Here is a 21139-nt window from a genome sequence, read left to right on the forward strand (position 1 = left end):
GGTGACGGCCCCCTTGTTGCGCATCGAAGCCATCGAGGCCGCGTACCAGCGCTCCATCGTCGCGCTGCACGGTGTGAGCCTGGACGTGCGCGCCGGCGAAATCCACGCGCTGCTCGGCGCCAACGGTGCAGGCAAATCGACCACGCTCAAGGCGGTGTCAAACCTGCTGCCGGCCGAGCGCGGGCAGGTGACGGCCGGGCGCATCGTCTTCAACGGGCACGACACGGGCCGCACCAGCCCGGCAGATCTCGTCAGGCTTGGCCTGGTTCAGGTGCTGGAGGGCCGCCACTGCTTTCGCACGCTGACAGTGGAAGAAAACCTGCTGACCGGCGGGCTCGGCCGCGGCGCGCGGCGCTCGGAAGTCGCCGAAGACCTCGCGCGGGTCTACGCGATATTTCCCAAGCTGAAGGAAAGGCGACGCACGCTCGCCGGCCTGAGTTCCGGCGGCGAACAGCAGATGACGGCTATCGGCCGCGCGCTGATGTCGCGGCCCCGGCTGCTGGTGCTCGACGAGCCGTCGATGGGGCTGGCGCCGCTGGTGGTGCGCGACATCTTCGAGCAACTGCGGCGGCTCAACCGCGAGCAGGGCCTGTCGATCCTCGTTGCCGAGCAGAACTCCACCGTTGCGCTTCAGTACGCCGACCGCGCAACGGTGCTCGATGCGGGAGTCGCGGTACTTGGCGGCGATGCACAGGCCCTGCGCCAGCGTGCCGACATCCAGTCTTTCTATTTCGGCGAAGGCGTTGCCGAAGCCGTGGCCTGAAGACCGAACCTAGCGCTCGGCAACGTCGGCCAGCAGCGCCGCGCTATTCATGCGCAGTGATGGAGGAAGGGCCTCCGGTGCGCCGTTCGTGCGGATCACGCGGCCGCTGCTCAATACCCGATTGCGCACCTGCTGCGCCCCCGCCGTGAGGTTGTAGTCGATGCGGTAGTCCCATGCCGCGACCGGCACCTTGCGATCACCAAGGCGCTCGATGCGCACTTCCGCCGCGCTGCGCTCGCCCGACCTGATCTCGCTGGCCTGCGAGAAGCCCCGGCCGAAGCCGATGACTGTCCCGGCACTGTCGTACAGCGTGACCAGCACCTCGATGCCGACCAGTGCCATTTCGTCCTTGCGCGCATTGACGAGGCGGCCGAACAGCCATGTCTCGCCATCCTGCTGCACCAGTCGCACGCGCGTGAACTGCAGCGGCGGACCCTCGATCTTCCAGTACGGCGCCGATAGCGCATCCACCTGCAGTTCCTGCCGCGTGAGGGTTCCGTCGCCCGGCAGCTTGACCAGCACCGGCACCATTTCGCCGGGCATCAGCGTGCCGATGGGGACCGATTCGCTGTTCTCGCCGATGCGGCTGTCGCGGTCGAAGAAGATCGCCTTGACGTTCGGCCGCTCGAGGGCCGTGCCGGTTTCGTTGCGCGCAATCACCAGCAGTTGGGGTTTGGCCGAGCTGCCGTTGCCCACCAGCACCTGGCGCGCCTCGAGCTTGAGGCCTTCGCTCGGAATGGTGCGCTGCGCTGTCGAAGCCCCGCCGGGCCTGTACGCGCCCGCCGGCTGGTTGCGGTCGATGACGTAGGCCATGACACCGAAAAAGCCCGTGACCAGCACCACCACCGCCGCCGCGCCCAGGGCGATCATCCGGGCCATGCTCTTGCTGCGTGCCGACTGCTCGATCGCCAACCGTCGGCCGGCTTCGTTCTTGAACTGCTCGAGCACCCGCTCCAGCCGGTCGGAGACGTCGTCCTCGACGACCGACATCGACCCGCAATGCGCGCAGGTGTACTGGTTGAGGCCGGCGCGTTGAAGCACGCTGCTGCCGCATTCACCGCACTTCAGCGTCTGCAGGTCGATGGTCAAAGGTGCTCCCTCGTGGCGATTGCGCCGCGGCGGCAATGCCGGGCGTTACCGTGCGCATCTTAGCGAGGAGCCTGATTGCCAACGGCGCTCAGATCGGCGTGCCAGTGTTCTCCGTCCATCCACCGCCCAGCGTCTTGTAGAAGGTCACGAGGTTCGTCAGGCGCGACAGGCGCGTGGTGATGAGGTTCTGCTGCGCCGTGTAAAGCGAGCGCTGCGAATCGAGCACGCTCAGATAGCTGTCGACGCCACGGCGGAATCGCGCGTCCGAAAGGCGGTAGCTCTCCGCCGTCGCGTTCACCAGCGATTGTTGTGCATCGAGCTGGCGGCCCAGCGTGTTGCGTTGCGCCAGCGCATCCGAAACCTCGCGGAACGCCGTCTGGATCGCCTTTTCGTACTGCGCCACCGAGATGTCGCGGCTCACTGTCGCTATCTTGAGGTTGGCGCGGTTGGCGCCACCGTCGAAGATCGGCAGCGAGATCTGCGGTGCGAAGCTCCAGCTGCCCGAGCCGCCCTTGAACAGGCCCGAGAGCTGGCTGCTCGACGTGCCGGCCGACGCGGTGAGGCTGATGCTCGGATAGAAAGCCGCACGCGCCGCGCCGATGTAGGCATTGGCGGCTTTCAGGTCGCGCTCGGCCTGCAGGATGTCGGGCCGCCGTTGCAGCAGCTCCGAGGGCAGCCCGGGCGGAATGGTGGCCAGCGGGCTCGCTGCAGCTGCCGTGCCATCGGGCAGCGACTGCGGCAGCAGTTCGTCCGGCACGTCTGCGCCCACGAGCAGCACCAGCGCATTGCGGTCTTGCGCTACCTGCGAGGTATAGCGCTCGACGTCGACGCGCGCGGTGTCGACGCTGGTCTGCGCCTGGCTCAGCGTGAGCGCCGACGCCGCGCCCAGTTCGAAGCTGCGCAGGTTGAGGCTGTAGGAGTCGCTCTGGCTGCGCAGGGTGTCGCGCGCGAGCTTCAGCTGATCCTGGTCGGCCGCGAGCGTGAGGTAGCTCGTCGCCACCTCGGCCACCAGCGTGATCTGCGTGCTGCGGCGTGCCTCGGCCGTGGAGAAGAACTGCTCCAGCGCCTGTGCGCTCAGGCTTCGCACGCGGCCGAACAGGTCGATTTCGTAGGAGCTGAACCCGACCGAAGCGCTGTACTGCCGCGCCGTGAGGGCTTCGCCGGTCGACGACAGGTCGGCCGGCGTGCGGCTGCCGCTGCCGCCGGCACTGGCGTTGACGGTGGGGAAGAGCGCTGCATCCTGCACCCGGTACTGGGCGCGGGCCTTCTCGATGTTCAGCACCGCGACGCGCAGGTCGCGGTTGTTGGCGAGGCTCATCTCGATCACGCGCTGCAGCGACGGATCGGTGAAGACATCGCGCCAGCCGAGGTCGGCGACCGGCGTGGAGGCCGGGGCGTTGCCTGTGTCGCCGGCGAACTTGCCGGCCACTGGCGCCGCGGGTTGCTGGTAGGTGGGAATCAGGCTGCAGCCGGCCATCAGGGCGGCGAGCGCGAGCGGAGCAAGGCGGAATGGTTTCATGGCAGACACCTCAGGAAGCGGCCGCGGCCGGTTGTGCATGCGAGTCCGGCAAGGCGGGCAAAGCAGGCGAGGGCGACCGTCCCTTGAAGAGGCCGCGCACCAGCACGAAGAAAAGAGGCACGAAGAAGATCGCGAGCAGCGTGCCCGACAGCATGCCGCCGATCACCGCTGTGCCCAGCGCATGCTGCGCGCCGGCCCCCGCACCGGTGCCCAGCACCATCGGCAACACGCCGAGCACGAAGGCCAGCGAGGTCATGAGGATGGGCCGCAGCCGCATGCGAGCAGCCTCCATCGCCGACTCGACCAAGCTCTTGCCGTGCGCATGCAGGTCCTTCGCGAACTCGACGATCAGGATGGCGTTCTTCGACGCCAGCCCGATGGTCGTGAGCAGGCCGACCTGGAAGTACACGTCGTTCATCTTCCACGTCAGGATCGCGCCGATCAGCGCGCCCAGCACGCCGAGCGGCACCACCAGGATCACCGAGAACGGAATCGCCCAGCTTTCGTACAGCGCCGCAAGGCACAGGAACACGATCAGGATCGACAGCCCATAGAGCAGGCCGGTCTGGCCGCTCGATGCCTTCTCCTGGCGCGACAGGCCGGTCCATTCGTAGCCGATGCCTGGCGGCAGTTTGGCGACTGCGGCCTCGACGATGGCGAGTGCGTCGCCGCTCGATGCGGCTCCCGGCATCGCCATGCCCAGGATTTCCACCGAGGGCACCCCGTTGTAGCGCTCCAGGCGGGGCGAGCCGGAACTCCAGCCCGCCTTGGCGAATGAGGTGAAGGGCACCATCGTTCCGGCGCTGTTGCGCACGTACCAGCGGTCGATGTCCTCCGGCAGCATCCGGTACTGTGCATCGGCCTGCAGCATCACCTTCTTCACGCGCCCCTTGTCGATGAAGTCGTTGACGTAGCTGCTGCCCCAGGCGGTGGAGAAGGTGTCGTTGATGTCGGACATCGAAAGGCCCTGGGCCTGTGCCTTGTGCGGATCGATCTCGAGCCTGAATTCGGGCGTGTCTTCCATCCCGTTGGGGCGCACGGCCACCAGGCGCTTGTCCTTGGCCAGCGTGCCGAGCAGTTGGTTGCGCGCCTGCATCAGGGCCTCGTGCCCGAGGTTGGCGCGGTCCTGCAGCATCAGGTCGAAGCCGGTCGCGTTGCCGAGCTCTGCCACGGCGGGCGGTGCGAAGGCGAACACCTTTGCGTCCCTGATTGTGTTGAAGAAGGCGCCGGCCTTTGCGGCCACTCCCGTCACGCTCAGTGCTTCGCCCTCGCGTTCATTCCAGGGCTTGAGCTTGATGAAGGCAAAGCCCGTGTTCTGCCCGCTGCCCGCGAAGCTGAAACCCGCCACCGTGAAGATGCCCGAGACCGCATCTTTCTGGTCGACCAGGAAGTGATGCTCCACCTGGCGGATGACTTCTTCCGTGCGCGTGTTCGTCGCGCCCGGCGGCAGCTGCACCAGCGCAAACATCGTGCCCTGGTCTTCGTCGGGCAGAAAGCCGATGGGCAGCTTCATGAAGCCGAACACCACCACGGCAAACAAGACCGCGTACAGGGCCATGTAGCGCCAGCCCTTGCCCACCATGTGCCGCACGATGCCCTGGTAGCGGTGGTTGCCGCGATCGAAGCTGCGGTTGAACCAGCCGAAGAAGCCGGTGGTGGCCATTGCATGATCCTTGTCGACCGGCTTGAGCAGCGTCGCGCAAAGGGCCGGCGTGAGCACCAGCGCCACGAGCACCGACAGCGTCATGGCCGAGACGATGGTGATGGAGAACTGCCGGTAGATCACGCCCGTGGAGCCGCCGAAGAAAGCCATCGGCACGAACACCGCCGCCAGCACCAGGGCCACGCCGACCAGCGCGCCGGTGATCTGGCCCATGGACTTGCGCGTGGCCTCCTTGGGCGGGAGGCCTTCATCGGCCATCACGCGCTCGACGTTCTCGACGACCACGATTGCGTCGTCCACCAGCAGCCCGATGGCGAGCACCATCGCGAACATCGTCAGTGTGTTGATGGTGAAGCCGAAGGCCGCGAGCACGCCGAAGGTGCCCAGCAGCACCACGGGAACCGCGATGGTCGGGATCAGCGTGGCGCGGAAGTTCTGCAGGAAGAGATACATCACCAGGAACACCAGCACCACGGCCTCGACGAGCGTCTTGATGACCTCCTCGATGGAGATCCGCACGAAGGGCGTGGTGTCGTAGGGCTTCTGCACCTTCATGCCCTGCGGAAAGAACTTCTCGAGCTCGGCGACGCGCGCATCGACGGCCTTGACCGTGTCGAGCGCATTGGCGCCGGTGGCCAGCTTGATGGCCAGGCCCGCGGCCGGCTTGCCGTTGTAGCGACCGACCGTGTTGTACGACTCGCTGCCGAGCTCGATGCGGGCTACGTCGCGCAGGCGGACCTGCGAGCCGTCGGTTTGCGTGCGCAGCAGGATGTCCTCGAACTCCTGCGCGGTCTTCAGGCGCGTCTGCGAGGTGATGGTGGCGTTGAGCTGCTGGTTGCTTGCCGCAGGCATGCCGCCGAGCTGGCCGGCCGAAACCTGCGCGTTCTGCGCCGTGATCGCGTTCTTCACATCCAGCGGCGTGAGGCTGAAGCTGGAGAGCTTGTTCGGGTCGAGCCATACGCGCATGGCGTACTGCGAGCCGAAGAGCGTGGTGTCGCCCACGCCCTCGACGCGGCTGATTGCGTCCTGGACGTTGGCCGCGACGTAGTCGGACAGGTCCGACCCGTTCATGCTGCCGTCTTCGGAGGTGAAGGCCAACACGTTCAGAAAGTTGGTGGCCGACTTCGTGACGGTGACACCCTGCTGTTGCACCTCTTGCGGCAGCAGCGGCGTGGCAAGCGAGAGCTTGTTCTGCACCTGCACCTGAGCGGTGTCGGGGTCGGTTCCGTTCTCGAAGGTGAGCGTGATGGTGACCGAGCCCGACGACTCGCTGGTCGAGGCCATGTAGCTCAGCCGGTCCAGTCCCTTCATCTTCTGCTCGATGACCTGGGTGACGGTGTCTTCGAGCGTCTTGGCGGAAGCGCCGGGGTAGTTGGCAGTGATTGCGACGGCGGGCGGCGCGATGCTCGGGTACTGCGCGATCGGCAGGGTGGCGATGGACATGACGCCGCCCAGCATCACGATGATGGCGAGGACCCACGCGAAGATGGGGCGGTCGATGAAGAAGCGTGCCATGGTGGTCTTCCTGGATCAGTCCGCCGTGGCGCCGGGCGAGGGGAGGGCCGCCTTGGCAGTCGTTTCAGTGCCGGGCTTGGACTTGGGGTTCCACTGCACCGTCTTCACCTCGACGCCCGGCGCCGCGCGCTGCAGGCCGTCCACCACGAGCTGGTCGCCGGCCTGCAGGCCGCTGCGCACCAGCCATTGGTCGCCGATGGCGCGTTCCGTTTCGAGCACGCGCCGCTGCAGCTTGTGCTGGGCATCCACCACGTAGGCCGTCGGCTTGCCGGTGCTGTCGCGCGACACGGCCTGCTGCGGCACCATGAGCGCCTGTTCCTTCACGCCTTCCTGCAGCACGGCGCGCACGTACATGCCGGGCAGCAGGTCCGCCTTGGGGTTGGGGAACACCGCGCGCAGCGTGATGGCGCCGGTGTTCTGGTCTACGGTGACGTCAGAGAACTCGAGCTTGCCTTCGAGCGGATAGGCGCTCCCGTCTTCGAGCAGCAGCCGCACCTTCGCGGCGTTGGCGCCGCTCTTTTGCAGATCGCCGCGGGCCATGGCCTGCTTCAACTGAAGCATCGCGGCGCTGGACTGCGTCACGTCGACATAGATCGGATCGAGCTGCTGGATGGTGGCCAGCGCGGTCGACTGGCTTGCCGTGACCAGCGCGCCGGGCGTGACCGTCGACTTGCCGATGCGCCCGGAGATCGGTGCATCGATGCGTGCATAGGCAAGGTTGATGCGGCTCGTCTCAACATTGGCCCGCGCCGAGGCGACGTCGGCCTCGCCTTGGCCCAGCGAGGCGGCGGCGTCGTCATAGTCCTGCTGGCTCACGGCCTTGATGGCGACCAGTTCCTTGTAGCGCTCGGCCTTCAGCCGCGTGGTCGTGAGGCTGGCCTGCGCCTTGGCGAGCGCGGCGACGTTGCTGTCGTAGGTCGCCTTGTAGGTGGCGGGATCGATCTGGTAGAGCGTTTCGCCGGCCTTCACGTCGCTGCCTTCGCGGAACTGGCGGGCCTTCACGATGCCGCCGACCTGGGGCCGTACGTCGGCGATGAGAAAGGGCGTCGTGCGCCCGGGCAGCTCGGCCGTGATGGCCACGCGCTGCGGCTGCACAGACACTACCCCCACCTCGGGCATGCCCTGCGCGGCGGGCGGTCCGCCCGGTGGCTTGCCGCAGGCGACAAGCATGAAGGTGGACGCGAGGGCTGCCGTGAAGGTCAGGCCATAGGTGAAAGGTGGACGCATGGCGAATCTCCTGAAGAGCGACGGATCGGTGATGGGGTCGGCCTGCTGTTAAACAGACAGTAGTGTCCAGTAATGTATTTTGACTTCCAGGGGCTGTCAATTAATAATGGACACTGTTGTCCAGAAATGAGGAGACATTTAGATGCGAGTCAAAACAGAGGCCAAGCGCGACGCCATCGTTCAGGTGGCCGCCGAGGTCTTCCGGGAGCTGGGGTTCGAAGGGGCCTCCATGGTGGAGATCGCTGCGCGCGTGGGCGGCTCGAGGGCCACGCTGTATGGCTACTTCAGCTCCAAGGAGGAGTTGTTCGTTGCCGTGACCCACGGCACGGCCAAGGTCCATTTCGCGCCAATTTTTGAGGCGCTCGGGCAGGAGAGCGACGACGACCTCGAACAGGTGCTGCAACGCTTCGGCGAAAAAATCCTGGCAGTGGTGTGTTCGCAGGAGGCCATCCAGGCGCGCAGGGCCGTGATCGCGGAGTCCGGCCGCAGCGACATCGGGCGGTTGTTCTACGAAGGTGGGCCCAAGAAGGGGCTGACCGAGCTGGCGGGGTTCCTGGAACTGCAGATGCAAAAGGGCCGGCTGCGCAAGGCCGATCCGCAGGTAGCGGCACGCCACCTGACGGCATTGCTGGATTCGGAGACCGTCATGCCGGCTCTTATCGGTATCGATGGACCGTTGTCCCGAAAGGATTTGCGGGAAGCGACACGACGCGCTCTGCAGACCTTTCTCGGAGGCTATGCGCCCGAAGGAAAGAAGGCCAAGTGAGCCTGCGACATGCGCGCCGCGCGCACCCGGCTTGCGTTGGCACGGTCAATCCCGTACGCTGACCCGGCGTCTTTGCGCACCGCCCGAGCCCTTGCGGGCCGCCGGGCCAGCTTTGCGGACGCCAAGGAGTCCATGCCATGCCAAGCCGATCGAACGGCCTCGCGGCCGAAGTGGAAGCAGTGCGAACGCTGGCGCTCGTCGGCGCCGCGGCCGCCGGCAAGACCTCTCTTGCCGAGGCTTTGTTGTACAGGGCGGGTGCCATCGGGGCCTGCGGGAGCATCGAACGCGGCAGCACCGTCAGCGACCACGACCCGCTCGAGCGCCGCATGCAGCACTCGCTCAATGCATCGGTGATGCACCTCACGCACGCCGGCACGCGCATCCACTTCATCGACACGCCCGGCGGCCCCGACTTCCTTGGCCAGAGCCTGCCGGCTCTGGAGGCGGTCGAAACGGCGGCAGTGGTCATCAATGCCGCCACCGGCATCGAGCCGATGGCGGTGCGCATGATGGAGTACGCGGCCTCGCGCCACCTCGCCCGCATGATCATCGTCACCAAGATCGACTCGCAGGGCGTCTCGCTCGCGGGCCTGCTGGCCGACATCCAGGCCACCTTCGGCCGCGAATGCCTGCCGCTGAACCTGCCCGACGGGGTCGGCAGGCAGGTGGTGGACTGTTTTTTCAACCGCTTCGGGCGGTCCGACTTCGGCCCTGTCGAAGCGGCGCACCGCGCGCTGGTGGAGCAGGTGGTCGAGGTCGACGCGGCCTTCGTCGACCGCTACCTCGAGGAAGGCGACGTGGATCCGGCCGAGCTGCATGCGCCGCTCGAGCAGGCGCTGCGCGAGGGCCACCTGATCCCGGTGTGCTTCGTCTCGTCGCGCAGCGGCGCCGGCGTGGCCGAGCTGTTGGATGTGATCGTCAAGCTCCTGCCAGACCCGACCGAGGCCAACCCGCCGGACTTCATCGTCGGCGAGGGCGCGCAGGCCAAGCCCATGGAGGCCAGGCCCGACCCGTCGCTGCACGTGCTGGCGCACGTGTTCAAGGTCACGATCGACCCCTATGTCGGCAAGATGGGCATCTTCCGTGTGCACCAGGGCACGCTCACGCGCGACAGCCAGCTCTACATCGGCGACGGCCGCAAGCCCTTCAAGGTGGGGCACCTGTTCATGCTCCAGGGCAAGGACCATGTCGAGGTGTCGCACGCGGTGCCTGGCGACATCGTGGCGGTGGCCAAGGTCGAGGAGATCCATTTCGACGCCGTGCTGCACGATGTGGCCGAAGACAGCCACGTGCATCTCGCGCCTCTGGCGTTCCCGGTGCCGGTGTACGGCCTGGCCGTGGAGCCCAAGCGCCATGGCGACGAGCAGCGCGCCTGGGAGATCCTCGGCAAGCTCACGGCCGAGGATCCGTGCCTGCGCATCGAGCATGTGGCCGCGACCAACGAGACGGTCCTCTACGGGCTCGGCGAACTGCACCTGCGCATCGTGCTCGAACGCCTGCGCGAGGTGTATCGCTTCGAGGTCCAGACGCGACCGCCCCGCATTGCCTACCGCGAGAGCGTGACCGTGCCGGCCGAGGGCCACCACCGGCACAAGAAACAGACCGGCGGCGCTGGCCAGTTCGGCGAAGTCTTCCTGCGCATCGAGCCGCTGGCGCGCGGTGCTGGCTTCCAGTTCGCCGACGAGGTCAGGGGCGGGGCGATTCCGGGCCAGTTCATCCCCGCAGTCGAGAAGGGCGTGCGCGAGGTGCTGGTGTGCGGCGCGATCGCCGGCTACCCGGTGGTCGATGTGCGCGTTGTTGTGCACGATGGCAAGCACCACAGCGTCGACAGCAAGGACATCGCCTTTGCGACTGCCGGCCGCAAGGCCTTCATGGCCGCCATCCGCGAGGCCCGGCCGGTCGTGCTCGAGCCGATCGTCCAGATCGAGATCGACGTGCCGGAGCATTCCGTCGGAGATGTCACGAGCGACCTGTCGTCGCGGCGCGGCCTGGTCACCGGAACGTCGGCCCTGGGGGGCGGTGTTGTGGCCGTCGGCGGGCAAGTGCCCATGGCCGAACTGGCCAACTACCAGTCGCGGCTCAATGCAATGACCAGCGGCCAGGGCCGCTACACCATCGCGTTGTCACATTACGAAGCCGTGCCGCCGGCCGTCCAGCAGACGCTGACGGACCAGTACCGGGTGCATGAAGAGGACTAGGGGAATTGTGTTTGCGAGATATCGCAATGAGCCCGGCTACCGAAGCACCAGCACAGGCAGCGCCGAATGCGCCAGCACGTGCTGCGTCTCGCTGCCAAGCAGCAGCCGCTTGATGCCCTTGCGGCCGTGCGAGGCCATCACGATCAGGTCGCTCTTGTGCTTTTTCGCCGCGGCGATGATCGACTCCGCCACCAGGTCCGAGTTGGCCGTCGCCGTCTTGACACGTACGCCGCTTTCCTTTGCGCGTGCGCTCACGGTGTCGAGCATTGCCTGTGCCTTCTCGGCCCATTGCTTCTCGACGCGGCCGATGTCCTCTGGCGAAAAGGTCATGGAGCCCTCGAAGTAGCTTCGGGGGTAGCGCGGAACCACGTTGATCGCCACCAGGTCGGCATCGTTCTGTGCGGCGAGAGCGATCGCGCTCGCGACAGCCTTCTTCGAGAGTGTGGAGCCGTCGGTGGCGACGAGGATGCGCTTGAACATGTGAGGTCTCCAGGGAAAGGTATGTCGCGAGCTTAGGCAGGCCACGGCTTCGGACGTTGATGCAGATCAAAGGGCACTGCGAGGCCCGCCCTTAGCCTCGCTCCGATGCAAGCTGCGCTCGCCCCGTTCTCTACGCATCCGTCGCCCGCTGCGGCCACCGCCGACACCTGGCAGGTGCTCGACGACCCGGCCGAATGGCCGGCGTTCGGCCAGCTGGAGGAGGGCGATGCAGCCACCGGCCAGTGGGCATCGCAGGTCGCGGTCGAAGGCATGCACTGCACCGCTTGCGCTTTCACCGTCGAGGCTGCGCTGCTGAAGGTGCCCGGAGTGCGCGAGGCACAGGTCAATGGGGCCAGCCGGCGGGCGCGCGTTGTGTGGTCGGCCGCGGTCACCCGGCCTTCACGCTGGTTCGAGGCTTCGGCCGCGGCCGGATACCCGCTGGTTCCCGCCGGCAGCCAGTTGGCAAGCGCGGGGCGCGCGCGCGAACTGCGCATGGCGCTGTGGCGCTGGCTGGTCTCGGGCTTCTGCATGATGCAGGTGATGATGTATGCCTACCCGGCTTACATCGCCAGGCCGGGCGACATGACGGACGACGCCGCGCAGTTGCTGCGCTGGGCCTCCTGGGTGCTCACGCTGCCCGTCGTGTTGTTCTCCTGCGGTCCCTTCTTCAGCAGCGCCTGGCGCGACCTGCGCGCGGGCCGTATTGGCATGGATCTTCCGGTGGCGTTCGGCGTGCTCGCGACCTTCGCGGTCAGCAGCGCCGCCACCTTCGACGCCGGCGGGCCGCTGGGCCACGAGGTCTACTTCGACTCGCTGACGATGTTCGTCTTCTTCCTGCTGACCGGCCGCTGGCTCGAGGCACGCCTGCGAGACCGTACCGCCGGCTCGCTCGAGGCCCTGATGAACCGCCTGCCCGACAGCATCGATCGACTCGCTCCCGATGGCAGCTGGACCCGCGTGGCCGTGCGCAGGCTCGCAGCCGCAGACGTGGTGCGCGTGCGCCCCGGCGAGGCGTTTCCGGCCGACGGCGTGGTGATCGAAGGCGACACCAGCGCCGACGAGGCCCTGCTGACAGGCGAATCCCGCCCCGTGCCGCGCCCCCGCGGCGACCGCGTGCTGGCCGGCAGCCACAACCTCTCGGCGGTGGTCAGTGTGCGGATCGAATCGGTGGGCGAGGGCACGCGCTTCGCCCAGATCGTGCGGCTGATGGAAAGCGCCGCCTCGCGCAAGCCGCGCCTGGCGCTGCTCGCGGACCGGGTGGCGCGGCCTTTCCTCGTCGCGGTGCTCGCATCGGCGGCGATGGCGGCAGTGTTCTGGTGGCACACGGACCCGGGCAAGGCGCTGATGGTGGCGGTCGCGGTGCTCATCGTGACCTGCCCCTGTGCGCTCTCGCTCGCGACACCAGCTGCCATGCTCGCGAGCGCCGGCGCCCTGGCGCGCGGCGGCGTGCTGACTTCCAACCTGCAGGCGCTGGAGGCACTGGCGTCGGTCGATACGGTCGTGTTCGACAAGACGGGCACGTTGACGGGCGACATCCCGCGGCTGGAGCGCATCTATTGCCGGCAGGGCCTGCGGCCCGGCGACGCACTTGAAATGGCGGCGGCGCTCGCTGCGCAGTCGCTGCATCCTGTTGCGCAGGCGCTGGTGAATGCGTGGAATGCTCAGTTCCGCTCGCCACCGGGCTGGACCGTGGAACAGGCCACCGAAGCGGCAGGGCTCGGGCTCGAAGGCCTGCTGCGCCGGACGCGTGCGCGCACCGGAACAGGCCAGCGTGCGCGTCTTGGCTCGTCGACCTTCTGCAGCGTGAATGCGCTGGAGGTTGACGCTGCGCAGGTCCACCTGGCCGACGAGCAGGGGTGGGTCGCCAGCTTCGTGCTGGCCGAAGAGCTTCGCGCCGATGCCGCCGCGGCGGTGGCCGCGTTGCGCGCGCAGGGCCTGACGGTGCGGCTGCTCTCGGGCGATCGCGACAGCGCCGCGAAGGAGATCGCCGCGCGCTGCGGCATCGACTTCGCGCAGGGTGGCTGCACGCCGGAGGACAAGCTCGACGTGCTCTGGCGGCTGCAGGCCGAGGGACGGCAGATTGCGATGGTGGGCGACGGCCTGAACGACGGTCCCTCGCTGGCGCGTGCGAACGCCTCGTTCGCCTTCGGCCGCAGCGTGCCGCTGTCGCGCGCGCACGCCGATTTCGTCGTGCTGGGCGACAGGCTCGCCACCATTCCAGATGCCATCGCACAAGCCCGCAAGACGCTGCACGTGGTGCGCCAGAACCTCTGGTGGGCCGCGGGCTACAACGCGCTGTGCGTGCCGCTCGCCGTGGCGGGCTGGTTGCCGGCGTGGCTCGCGGGCCTGGGCATGGCCGCGAGCTCCCTCGTGGTGGTCCTCAATGCGGCACGGCTCGCGGCCGCCGGCAAGGCAAGCCGCTGATGGACATCCTCTTCCTGCTCATCCCGCTGTCCGTGGTGCTGGTTCTCGCGATCCTCGGCGGGCTCTGGTGGGCGATCGAGCGCGGCCAGTTCGACGACGTCGAAACCGAAGGCGACCGCATCCTGCACGGCGATTGATTTGCATCAAGCCCGCGAGGCAGACGCCCACGGAAACTGCCCACAACTCATTCAAGGGCACGACGATGCAACAACCGAACCCACCCGCCGCGGTATACGACGACACCGTCGTGCGGCAGTTCGCGCTCATGTCCGTGGTCTGGGGCGTGGTCGGCATGCTGGTCGGCGTGATCATCGCCTCCCAGCTGACCTGGCCCGAGCTCAACCTCGGCATTCCATGGCTCAGCTACGGACGGCTGCGGCCGCTGCACACCAACGCGGTCATCTTCGCGTTCGGCGGCTGCGCGCTGATGGCCACGAGCTTCCACGTGGTTCAGCGCACCTGCCAGGTGGGCCTCTTCGCGCCGAAGCTCGCGTCCTTCGTGTTCTGGGGGTGGCAGGCCGTGATCGTCGCGGCCGCCATCAGCCTGCCGATGGGCTACACCAGCGGCAAGGAATACGCCGAGCTGGAGTGGCCCATCGACCTGCTGATCGCGGTGGTCTGGGTGGCCTACGCCATCGTGTTCTTCGGCACCATCGGCATGCGCCGCGTGCGCCACATCTACGTGGCGAACTGGTTCTTCGGAGCCTTCATCATCGCGGTGGCGCTGCTGCACATCGTCAACAGCGCAGAGGTTCCGGCGGGCTGGATGAAAAGCTACTCGGCCTACGCCGGCGTGCAGGACGCGATGGTGCAGTGGTGGTACGGCCACAACGCCGTGGGCTTCTTCCTCACCGCGGGCTTCCTCGGGATGATGTATTACTACATCCCCAAGCAGGCCGGCCGGCCGGTGTATTCGTACCGGCTGTCCATCGTCCACTTCTGGGCGCTGATCTTCACCTACATGTGGGCCGGCCCGCACCACCTGCACTACACGGCGCTGCCGGACTGGACGCAATCGCTGGGCATGGTGTTCTCGCTGATCCTGCTCGCGCCGAGCTGGGGCGGCATGATCAACGGCGTGATGACGCTCTCGGGCGCCTGGCACAAGCTGCGCACCGACCCGATCCTGCGCTTCCTGATCGTCGCGCTGTCGTTCTACGGCATGTCGACCTTCGAGGGTCCGATGATGTCCATCAAGACCGTCAACGCCCTGAGCCACTACACCGACTGGACCATCGGCCACGTGCACTCCGGCGCGCTCGGCTGGGTGGGGTTCATCACCATGGGCTCGCTCTACTACCTGATTCCGCGCATGTATGGCCGCACCACCATGTACAGCGTGAAGGCCATCGAGGCGCACTTCTGGATCGCCACCATCGGCATCGTCCTGTACATCGCCGCCATGTGGATCGCCGGCGTGATGCAAGGGCTGATGTGGCGCGCCATCAACCCCGACGGCACGCTCACCTACACCTTCGTGGAGAGCGTGAAGGCCACTTTCCCGTTCTACGTGGTGCGCCTGATCGGCGGACTGCTCTATCTGTCGGGGATGCTGGTGATGGCCTGGAACGTCTGGATGACCGTCATCTCGGGCCGCTCGGTGCGCGTCGAGATCCCGCCCCCCGTCATGGCCCACGCCTGAGGACGCACGATGAACCCGAACACTCCCAAGTCCAGCGGCTTTACCCACGAGAAGATCGAGACCAACAACCTGCTGATGATCGTGCTGATCCTCGTGGTCGTGGCCGTCGGCGGCCTTGTCGAGATCGTGCCGCTCTTCTTCCAGAAGTCGACCACCGAGGCGGTGCAGGGCGTCAAGCCGCTCACGCCGCTGCAGCTCGCCGGCCGCGATGTCTACCTGCGCGAGGGTTGCTACAACTGCCACTCGCAGATGATCCGGCCCTTCCGCTCGGAGACGCTGCGCTACGGCCATTACTCGGTGGCTGGCGAGTTCGTCTACGACCACCCGTTCCAGTGGGGCAGCAAGCGCACCGGCCCCGACCTGCATCGCGTGGGCGGCAAGTACAGCGACGAGTGGCACCGCATCCACCTGAACAATCCGCGCGACCTGGTTCCCGAATCGAACATGCCGGCCTATTCATGGCTGGAAAAGGCCCTCGTCGACGCCGAAGCCTTGCCAACCCACATGCGCGCGCTGCGCCGTGTCGGCGTGCCCTACACCGACGAGGAAATCGCCAAGGCCACGGAAGAGGTCACGGGCAAGACCGAGATGGAGGCCACGGTGGCCTATCTGCAATCGCTGGGCCTGGCTCTCAAGTAAGCACAGCGGCAAAGGACTGAAACCATGATCGACGTCACCACCTTGCGCGTTGCAGCCACCGTCGTGTGCTTCGCGCTATTCATCGGCATCGTGATCTGGGCGTATTCGCGTCGCAACGCGCGCGACTTCCAGGAAGCGGCCCGCTTGCCGTTCGAGCAGGACTGAAGGGAGAACCACGATGAGCGATTTCATCAGCCATTTCTGGTCGAACTACGTGGCCGCGGCCTCGCTGCTGAGCATCCTCGGCTGCGTGCTGCTGCTGTGGTTCACAGCCCGCAAGCGGGTTGCGCCGAACGCCGACAACACCACGGGCCACGTCTGGGACGAGGACCTGCGCGAAGCCAACAACCCGTTGCCCATGTGGTGGATCGGACTGTTCGTGCTGACCATCGTCTTCGGGCTGGGCTACCTGGCGATCTTTCCGGGCCTGGGGAGTTTTCGCGGCCAGTCCGACTGGAGTTCGCGCGGCGAATACGAGGCGGACGTCGCCAAGGCCACGCAAGAGCTGGCACCCGTCTACGCGAAATACGCCGCCATGCCGGTCGAGGAGGTTGCAAGGGACCCGCAGGCCAAGGCCATCGGGGAGCGTCTTTTCATGAACAACTGCGCCCAGTGCCATGGTTCCGACGCGCGCGGCAGCAAGGGCTTTCCCAACCTGACCGACAAGGACTGGCTGCACGGCGGCACGCCCGAGAAGATCGTCGAGAGCATCACCAAGGGCCGTGTCGGCGTGATGCCGCCGATGGCTGCGGCCGTCGGCACACCGGATGACGTGAAGAACGTTGCCAACTACGTGCTGAGCCTGGCGGGCGAGCCGCACGATTCGTTGCGTGCCGGCCTCGGAAAGTCGAAGTTCACGGTCTGCGCGGCCTGCCACGGCATCGGCGGCGTGGGCAACCAGGCCATCGGTGCGCCCAACCTGAGCGACAGGATCTGGCTCCACGGCTACGGCGAGGCCGCCATCGTCCAGATGATCAACGCGGGCAAGCACAACGAGATGCCCGCGCAGGAAGGCCGTCTTACCGAGGCACAGATCCGGATGCTCGCGTCGTATGTCTGGGGGTTCTCCAACAATACCAACACGGCCGCGGCCACGCCGTGAAACCCGAGATCGGCGCAACGCCATGACCCGGAAGATCATTCCCATCGTCAGCGCGGGCAGCGAGGAGGTCGGCCTTTACGAAGCCACGAAGAAGATCTATCCACGCACAGTGCGCGGCATGTTCGCGCGCTGGCGCTGGGCCATGGTCTTTCTTACGCAGCTGGTGTTCTACGGCCTGCCGTGGGTGGAGTGGGGCGAGCGGCAGATGGTGCTGTTCGACCTGGCCGCGCGCCGCTTCTACATCTTCGGGCTGGTGCTGTATCCGCAGGACCTGATCTATCTCTCGGGCCTGCTGGTCATCAGTGCGCTGTCGCTCTTTCTCTTCACCGCGGTGGCGGGGCGGCTGTGGTGCGGCTACGCCTGCCCGCAGACGGTCTACACCGAGATCTTCATGTGGGTGGAGCACAAGATCGAAGGCAACCGCACCGCGCGCATGCGGCTGGACGCCGAGGCGATGTCGCTCGAGAAGCTGGTGAAGAAATGGTTCAAGCACATCGTCTGGATCGGCATCGCGCTGTGGACCGGCTTCACCTTCGTGGGCTACTTCACGCCCATCCGCGAACTGGGCATGGCCTTCCTGCAGACGCAGATGGGCTCGTGGGAGGTGTTCTGGGTTTTCTTCTACGGCTTTGCCACCTACGGCAATGCCGGCTTCATGCGCGAGCAGGTCTGCAAGTACATGTGCCCCTACGCGCGCTTCCAGAGCGCCATGTTCGACCGCGACACGCTCATCGTCACATACGACCCGCAGCGCGGCGAACCTCGCGCGCCGCGCCGCAAGGGCCCCGACCCACGCACGCTGGCGCTGGGCGACTGCATCGACTGCGGCCTGTGCGTGCAGGTGTGCCCGACCGGCATCGACATCCGCCAGGGCCTGCAGTACGAGTGCATCGGCTGCGGCCTTTGCGTGGATGCCTGCGACACCGTCATGCAGAAGATGGCCTACCCGCCGCGGCTGATCCGCTACGACACGCAAAACGGCATGGAAACCGGCTGGTCGCGCCGCGAACTGCTGCGGCGTGTGCTGCGGCCGCGCGTGCTGCTCTACACGACGATCCTGGCGCTGCTGGTGACCGGACTGCTGGTCAGCCTGATCGTGCGCACGCCGTTCAAGGTCGATGTGGTGCGCGACCGCGCCTCGCTAGCCCGCATTGCCGAGGGCGGGCGGCTGGAGAACGTTTATCGGCTCCAGATCATGAACGCCACTGAAAAACCGCAGCAGTACCGCATCGTCGCCGACGGACTGGAAGGCCTCAGCGTCTCGCCCGACGAGCCGGTGACGGTCGACGCCGCCCAGTCACGCTGGGTCGCGGTGCGGCTGCAGGTGCCTTATGGGGCCGTGCCTGCCGGATCGCACACGGTGCACTTCGGCATCCGCGAGGAGGGCGGCGGCGCCCAGGTTTCGGAAAAAGCGGCCTTCCTTGTGCCGCGCTGAAAGATCGAGATGAACGCAACAACAATGGCGACAACGAACGAACCGGCGGCCCAGGGCTGGTGGCGCTATCCGCTGCTCTGGATGGTGATCGGCGGTCCGGCGGTCGTGGTGGTCGCGAGCTTCGTGACCTTCTGGCTGGCCTGGCGCAGCCCCGATGCGCTGGTGTCCGAGGACTACTACCGCGAAGGCGTCGAGATCAACAAGACCCTGGCCGCGAAGAAGCTGCTGCCCGCGCTGACCGGTCGCAACCACGCGACCACGCCCGCGAGCGACATGCCGCCGCCGGCCCGGAAGGCCGCGCCATGAACGGAGTGCGCCAGCTCGCGGGCATCCTGTGGCCGTCCTTCCTGGTGGCCTGCGGCATGGAGGTGCTGGTGTTCGCGCTCGTCGACCCCGTCAACGCGTTCTGCGGGGCCGATGCGTTGCGGATGTCGCGCCAGGGTATCTACACCGCCGCCTTCTTCGTCTTCTGGCTGATGGCGGCGTCGTCGAGCGCATGCACGGCATTGCTCGCCAGGCCATCGGCTTCGGAACCTTCTGGAGCACCTCTGCGGACACCCTCGCAATGATTCCTGCCGCCGTTGCTCCTGTGCCCGTGCAGGCACCGCTGCCCATCGATCTACTGAGGGAGTTCGACGTTCCCGGGCCGCGCTACACCTCCTATCCCACAGCCGACCGTTTCGTCGAGGCCTTCGGCGCCGACGACTACGCCAGGGCGCTGAGCCGTCGGCGCGCGGCGAGCGCTGAGGCGCCGCCGCTGTCGCTGTACGTCCATATTCCGTTCTGCGAGTCGCTGTGCTACTACTGCGCCTGCAACAAGGTCGTCACTCGCCACCGCGAGCGGGGCCGGCAGTACCTGGCCTACCTCGCGCGCGAGGTGGAGCTGCAAGTCGCGCAACTGGGCCGCAGCGCCACCGCAGGCCAGCTGCACCTAGGGGGTGGCTCGCCGACCTTCCTCGACGACTCGGAGTTGGGCGAGCTCATGGCGCTGCTGCACCGGTCTTTCGCCTTCGTGCCCGGAGGCGAGCGCTCCATCGAGATCGATCCGCGCACGGTCGATGCGCAGCGGCTGGCGAACCTGGCCGCGCTGGGCTTCAATCGCCTGAGCTTCGGCGTGCAAGACTTCGACCCCGAGGTGCAGCAAGCCGTGCATCGCATCCAGCCGGCATCGCAGGTCTTCTCGCTGATGGATGCGGCGCGCACGCTGGGTTTCGAATCGATCAACGTCGACCTGATCTACGGCCTGCCGCGGCAGAACGACGCCTCCTTCGAGCGCACGCTCGCGCAGATCAACGAGCTGCGGCCCGACCGCATTGCGCTCTACGCCTATGCGCATCTGCCCGAGCGCTTCAAGCCGCAGCGGCGCATTGCGGCCGAAGAATTGCCTGATGCCGCCACGCGGGTGCGCATGCTCGCAAGCGCAATCACGCGGCTGACCGAAGCGGGCTACGTCTACATCGGCATGGACCACTTCGCGCTGCCCGACGATCCTCTTGCGGTTGCCAGGAGGCAAGGGCGCTTGCAGCGCGACTTCCAGGGCTATGGCACCAGGCCCGAGGGCGACCTGATCGCACTCGGCGTCTCCGGCATCGGCCGCGTGGGCGCCACTTACAGCCAGAACGCAAAGAGCCTCGACGAGTACTACGACCTCCTCGACCAGGGGCGCCTGCCCGTGGTTCGCGGCCTTGCGCTGTCGCGCGACGATCTGTTGCGGCGGGACGTGATCATGGCGCTGATGTGCCGCGGTCGGGTCGACTTCAACGTCATGGGGGACGCGTTTGCAGTCGACTTCCAGCGCTACTTCGCCACCGAGTTCGCGGCGCTCGGGCCGATGGTCGCTCACGGCCTGGTGCGGCTGAGCGACCACGATCTGGTGGTCACCGAGCAGGGCTGGTTCCTGGTGCGCGCGGTCGCCATGGTGTTCGACCGGTACTGCCGCGCGACCCGCACGCGCTTTTCCCGCGTGGTCTGATCATGCAACTCGCGCTCGCCAGTGCCGCGTTTCTCATGGGCCTGGCCGGTGGGCCGCATTGCGTGGCGATGTGCGGCGCCGCTTCATCGGCGGTGATACGGATCGTGCCGGCGGGGCAGGGCGCCGCGTCGGCGCGAGCGGCGCCGGCCGCCTTCCATCTCGGTCGCATCGCGAGCTACGCGACGGCAGGTGCCATTGCCGCGGCCAGCGTCGACAGCCTGGCGCAGGCCAGCACGCAGGTTGCCGCGCTGCGGCCGCTGTGGGTGCTGCTGCACGTCTTCGTGTTCGCCTGGGGTGCGATGCTGGCCGCCACGGGGCGGCAGCCGCTGTGGGCGCAGCGCGTCGGCCGCTCGCTCGAGTCGCGTCTTCGCCCCCATGCCGGCGGCACATGGCTGGGAGTGCTTGCGACCGGGCTGCTTTGGGTCGCGCTGCCTTGCGGGCTGCTCTATTCAGCCCTGATGCTGGCCAGCCTGGGCAACGGCCCATTGCAGGGCGCCGGACTGATGGCGCTGTTTGCGCTCGGGAGCAGTCTTTCGCTGCTGATCGGGCCGTGGCTCTGGCAGCGCTTGCGGTGGGGCGGCGGCGGGGCACGCCAGACCTGGGGTGCGCGGGTGGCCGGCCTGCTGCTGGCGGCCGTGGCGGTACAGGCCCTGTGGTCGGACCTCATCCGCCAGATCGACGCCTGGTGCCGCTGAGGCAACGCTG

At 67.1% G+C, this 21139-nt stretch carries 19 protein-coding genes; 14 read left to right on the plus strand and 5 right to left on the minus strand.

From position 1 onward, the window contains the following. Position 1 precedes the first annotated feature (1 nt). Positions 2-763, plus strand: coding sequence for an ABC transporter ATP-binding protein (locus tag AC07O3_RS04180; protein ID WP_495338645.1), 762 nt, complete (start codon positions 2-4; stop codon positions 761-763). Between the two features lie 9 nt (positions 764-772). On the opposite strand, the gene AC07O3_RS04185 is transcribed toward AC07O3_RS04180, so the two are convergent. The 4 genes from AC07O3_RS04185 to AC07O3_RS04200 all read right to left on the minus strand — a co-directional run bounded on the left by AC07O3_RS04185 (position 773) and on the right by AC07O3_RS04200 (position 7776). Next, a complete protein-coding gene (locus AC07O3_RS04185; RefSeq protein ID WP_495338646.1) occupies positions 773-1852 on the minus strand; it encodes a hypothetical protein in 1080 nt (359 codons plus the stop codon). Between the two features lie 88 nt (positions 1853-1940). Continuing rightward, positions 1941-3371, minus strand: coding sequence for an AdeC/AdeK/OprM family multidrug efflux complex outer membrane factor (gene adeC / locus AC07O3_RS04190; RefSeq protein ID WP_495338647.1), 1431 nt, complete (start codon positions 3369-3371; stop codon positions 1941-1943). Between the two features lie 10 nt (positions 3372-3381). Beyond that, on the minus strand, positions 3382-6549 hold the full coding sequence (locus tag AC07O3_RS04195; RefSeq protein ID WP_097199273.1) for an efflux RND transporter permease subunit: 3168 nt from the start codon (positions 6547-6549) through the stop codon (positions 3382-3384). 15 nt (positions 6550-6564) lie between these two features. Beyond that, a complete protein-coding gene (locus tag AC07O3_RS04200; protein ID WP_489012901.1) occupies positions 6565-7776 on the minus strand; it encodes an efflux RND transporter periplasmic adaptor subunit in 1212 nt (403 codons plus the stop codon). Positions 7777-7918: 142 nt separating this feature from the next. Between AC07O3_RS04200 and AC07O3_RS04205 the strand changes: the two genes are divergently transcribed. After that, positions 7919-8542 (plus strand): TetR/AcrR family transcriptional regulator, encoded by a 624-nt coding sequence (locus tag AC07O3_RS04205; RefSeq protein ID WP_093058410.1) that lies wholly within the window; start codon positions 7919-7921, stop codon positions 8540-8542. 137 nt (positions 8543-8679) lie between these two features. Further along, on the plus strand, positions 8680-10740 hold the full coding sequence (fusA, locus tag AC07O3_RS04210) for an elongation factor G (RefSeq protein ID WP_495338648.1): 2061 nt from the start codon (positions 8680-8682) through the stop codon (positions 10738-10740). Between the two features lie 36 nt (positions 10741-10776). Here the strand turns inward: fusA and AC07O3_RS04215 are convergent, their stop codons facing one another. Further along, positions 10777-11220 (minus strand): universal stress protein, encoded by a 444-nt coding sequence (locus AC07O3_RS04215; protein WP_093074311.1) that lies wholly within the window; start codon positions 11218-11220, stop codon positions 10777-10779. Positions 11221-11325: 105 nt separating this feature from the next. Between AC07O3_RS04215 and AC07O3_RS04220 the strand changes: the two genes are divergently transcribed. The 11 genes from AC07O3_RS04220 to AC07O3_RS04270 all read left to right on the plus strand — a co-directional run bounded on the left by AC07O3_RS04220 (position 11326) and on the right by AC07O3_RS04270 (position 21129). After that, entirely contained in the window at positions 11326-13644 is a 2319-nt protein-coding gene (locus AC07O3_RS04220; protein WP_495338649.1) for a heavy metal translocating P-type ATPase, read from the plus strand. Then, on the plus strand, positions 13644-13781 hold the full coding sequence (gene ccoS / locus AC07O3_RS04225; protein WP_093058414.1) for a cbb3-type cytochrome oxidase assembly protein CcoS: 138 nt from the start codon (positions 13644-13646) through the stop codon (positions 13779-13781). The genes AC07O3_RS04220 and ccoS overlap by 1 nt, the downstream gene beginning before the upstream one ends. A gap of 65 nt (positions 13782-13846) precedes the next feature. Next, complete coding sequence (gene ccoN / locus AC07O3_RS04230; RefSeq protein ID WP_093058415.1) at positions 13847-15286, plus strand: cytochrome-c oxidase, cbb3-type subunit I; 1440 nt, start codon at positions 13847-13849, stop codon at positions 15284-15286. A gap of 9 nt (positions 15287-15295) precedes the next feature. After that, entirely contained in the window at positions 15296-15925 is a 630-nt protein-coding gene (gene ccoO / locus AC07O3_RS04235) for a cytochrome-c oxidase, cbb3-type subunit II (protein WP_093074307.1), read from the plus strand. Positions 15926-15949: 24 nt separating this feature from the next. Further along, entirely contained in the window at positions 15950-16090 is a 141-nt protein-coding gene (locus tag AC07O3_RS04240) for a cbb3-type cytochrome oxidase subunit 3 (RefSeq protein ID WP_093074305.1), read from the plus strand. Positions 16091-16103: 13 nt separating this feature from the next. After that, positions 16104-17027, plus strand: coding sequence for a cytochrome-c oxidase, cbb3-type subunit III (gene ccoP / locus AC07O3_RS04245; protein ID WP_495338650.1), 924 nt, complete (start codon positions 16104-16106; stop codon positions 17025-17027). A 22-nt stretch (positions 17028-17049) separates the two neighbouring features. Next, the gene (gene ccoG / locus AC07O3_RS04250; RefSeq protein WP_495338651.1) at positions 17050-18462 is read left to right on the plus strand and encodes a cytochrome c oxidase accessory protein CcoG; all 1413 of its coding nucleotides are present in this window, start codon (positions 17050-17052) and stop codon (positions 18460-18462) included. 9 nt (positions 18463-18471) lie between these two features. Continuing rightward, complete coding sequence (locus AC07O3_RS04255; protein WP_256329603.1) at positions 18472-18768, plus strand: FixH family protein; 297 nt, start codon at positions 18472-18474, stop codon at positions 18766-18768. Further along, the gene (locus tag AC07O3_RS04260) at positions 18765-19031 is read left to right on the plus strand and encodes a hypothetical protein (RefSeq protein WP_093058420.1); all 267 of its coding nucleotides are present in this window, start codon (positions 18765-18767) and stop codon (positions 19029-19031) included. The genes AC07O3_RS04255 and AC07O3_RS04260 overlap by 4 nt, the downstream gene beginning before the upstream one ends. Then, a complete protein-coding gene (gene hemN / locus AC07O3_RS04265; RefSeq protein ID WP_495338652.1) occupies positions 19028-20434 on the plus strand; it encodes an oxygen-independent coproporphyrinogen III oxidase in 1407 nt (468 codons plus the stop codon). Before AC07O3_RS04260 ends, hemN begins: the two co-directional genes overlap by 4 nt. 2 nt (positions 20435-20436) lie before the next feature. Beyond that, entirely contained in the window at positions 20437-21129 is a 693-nt protein-coding gene (locus AC07O3_RS04270; protein WP_495338653.1) for a sulfite exporter TauE/SafE family protein, read from the plus strand. Positions 21130-21139: the final 10 nt, after the last annotated feature.

The sequence above is a fragment of the Variovorax sp. GW821-FHT09D05 genome, from assembly GCF_059416325.1.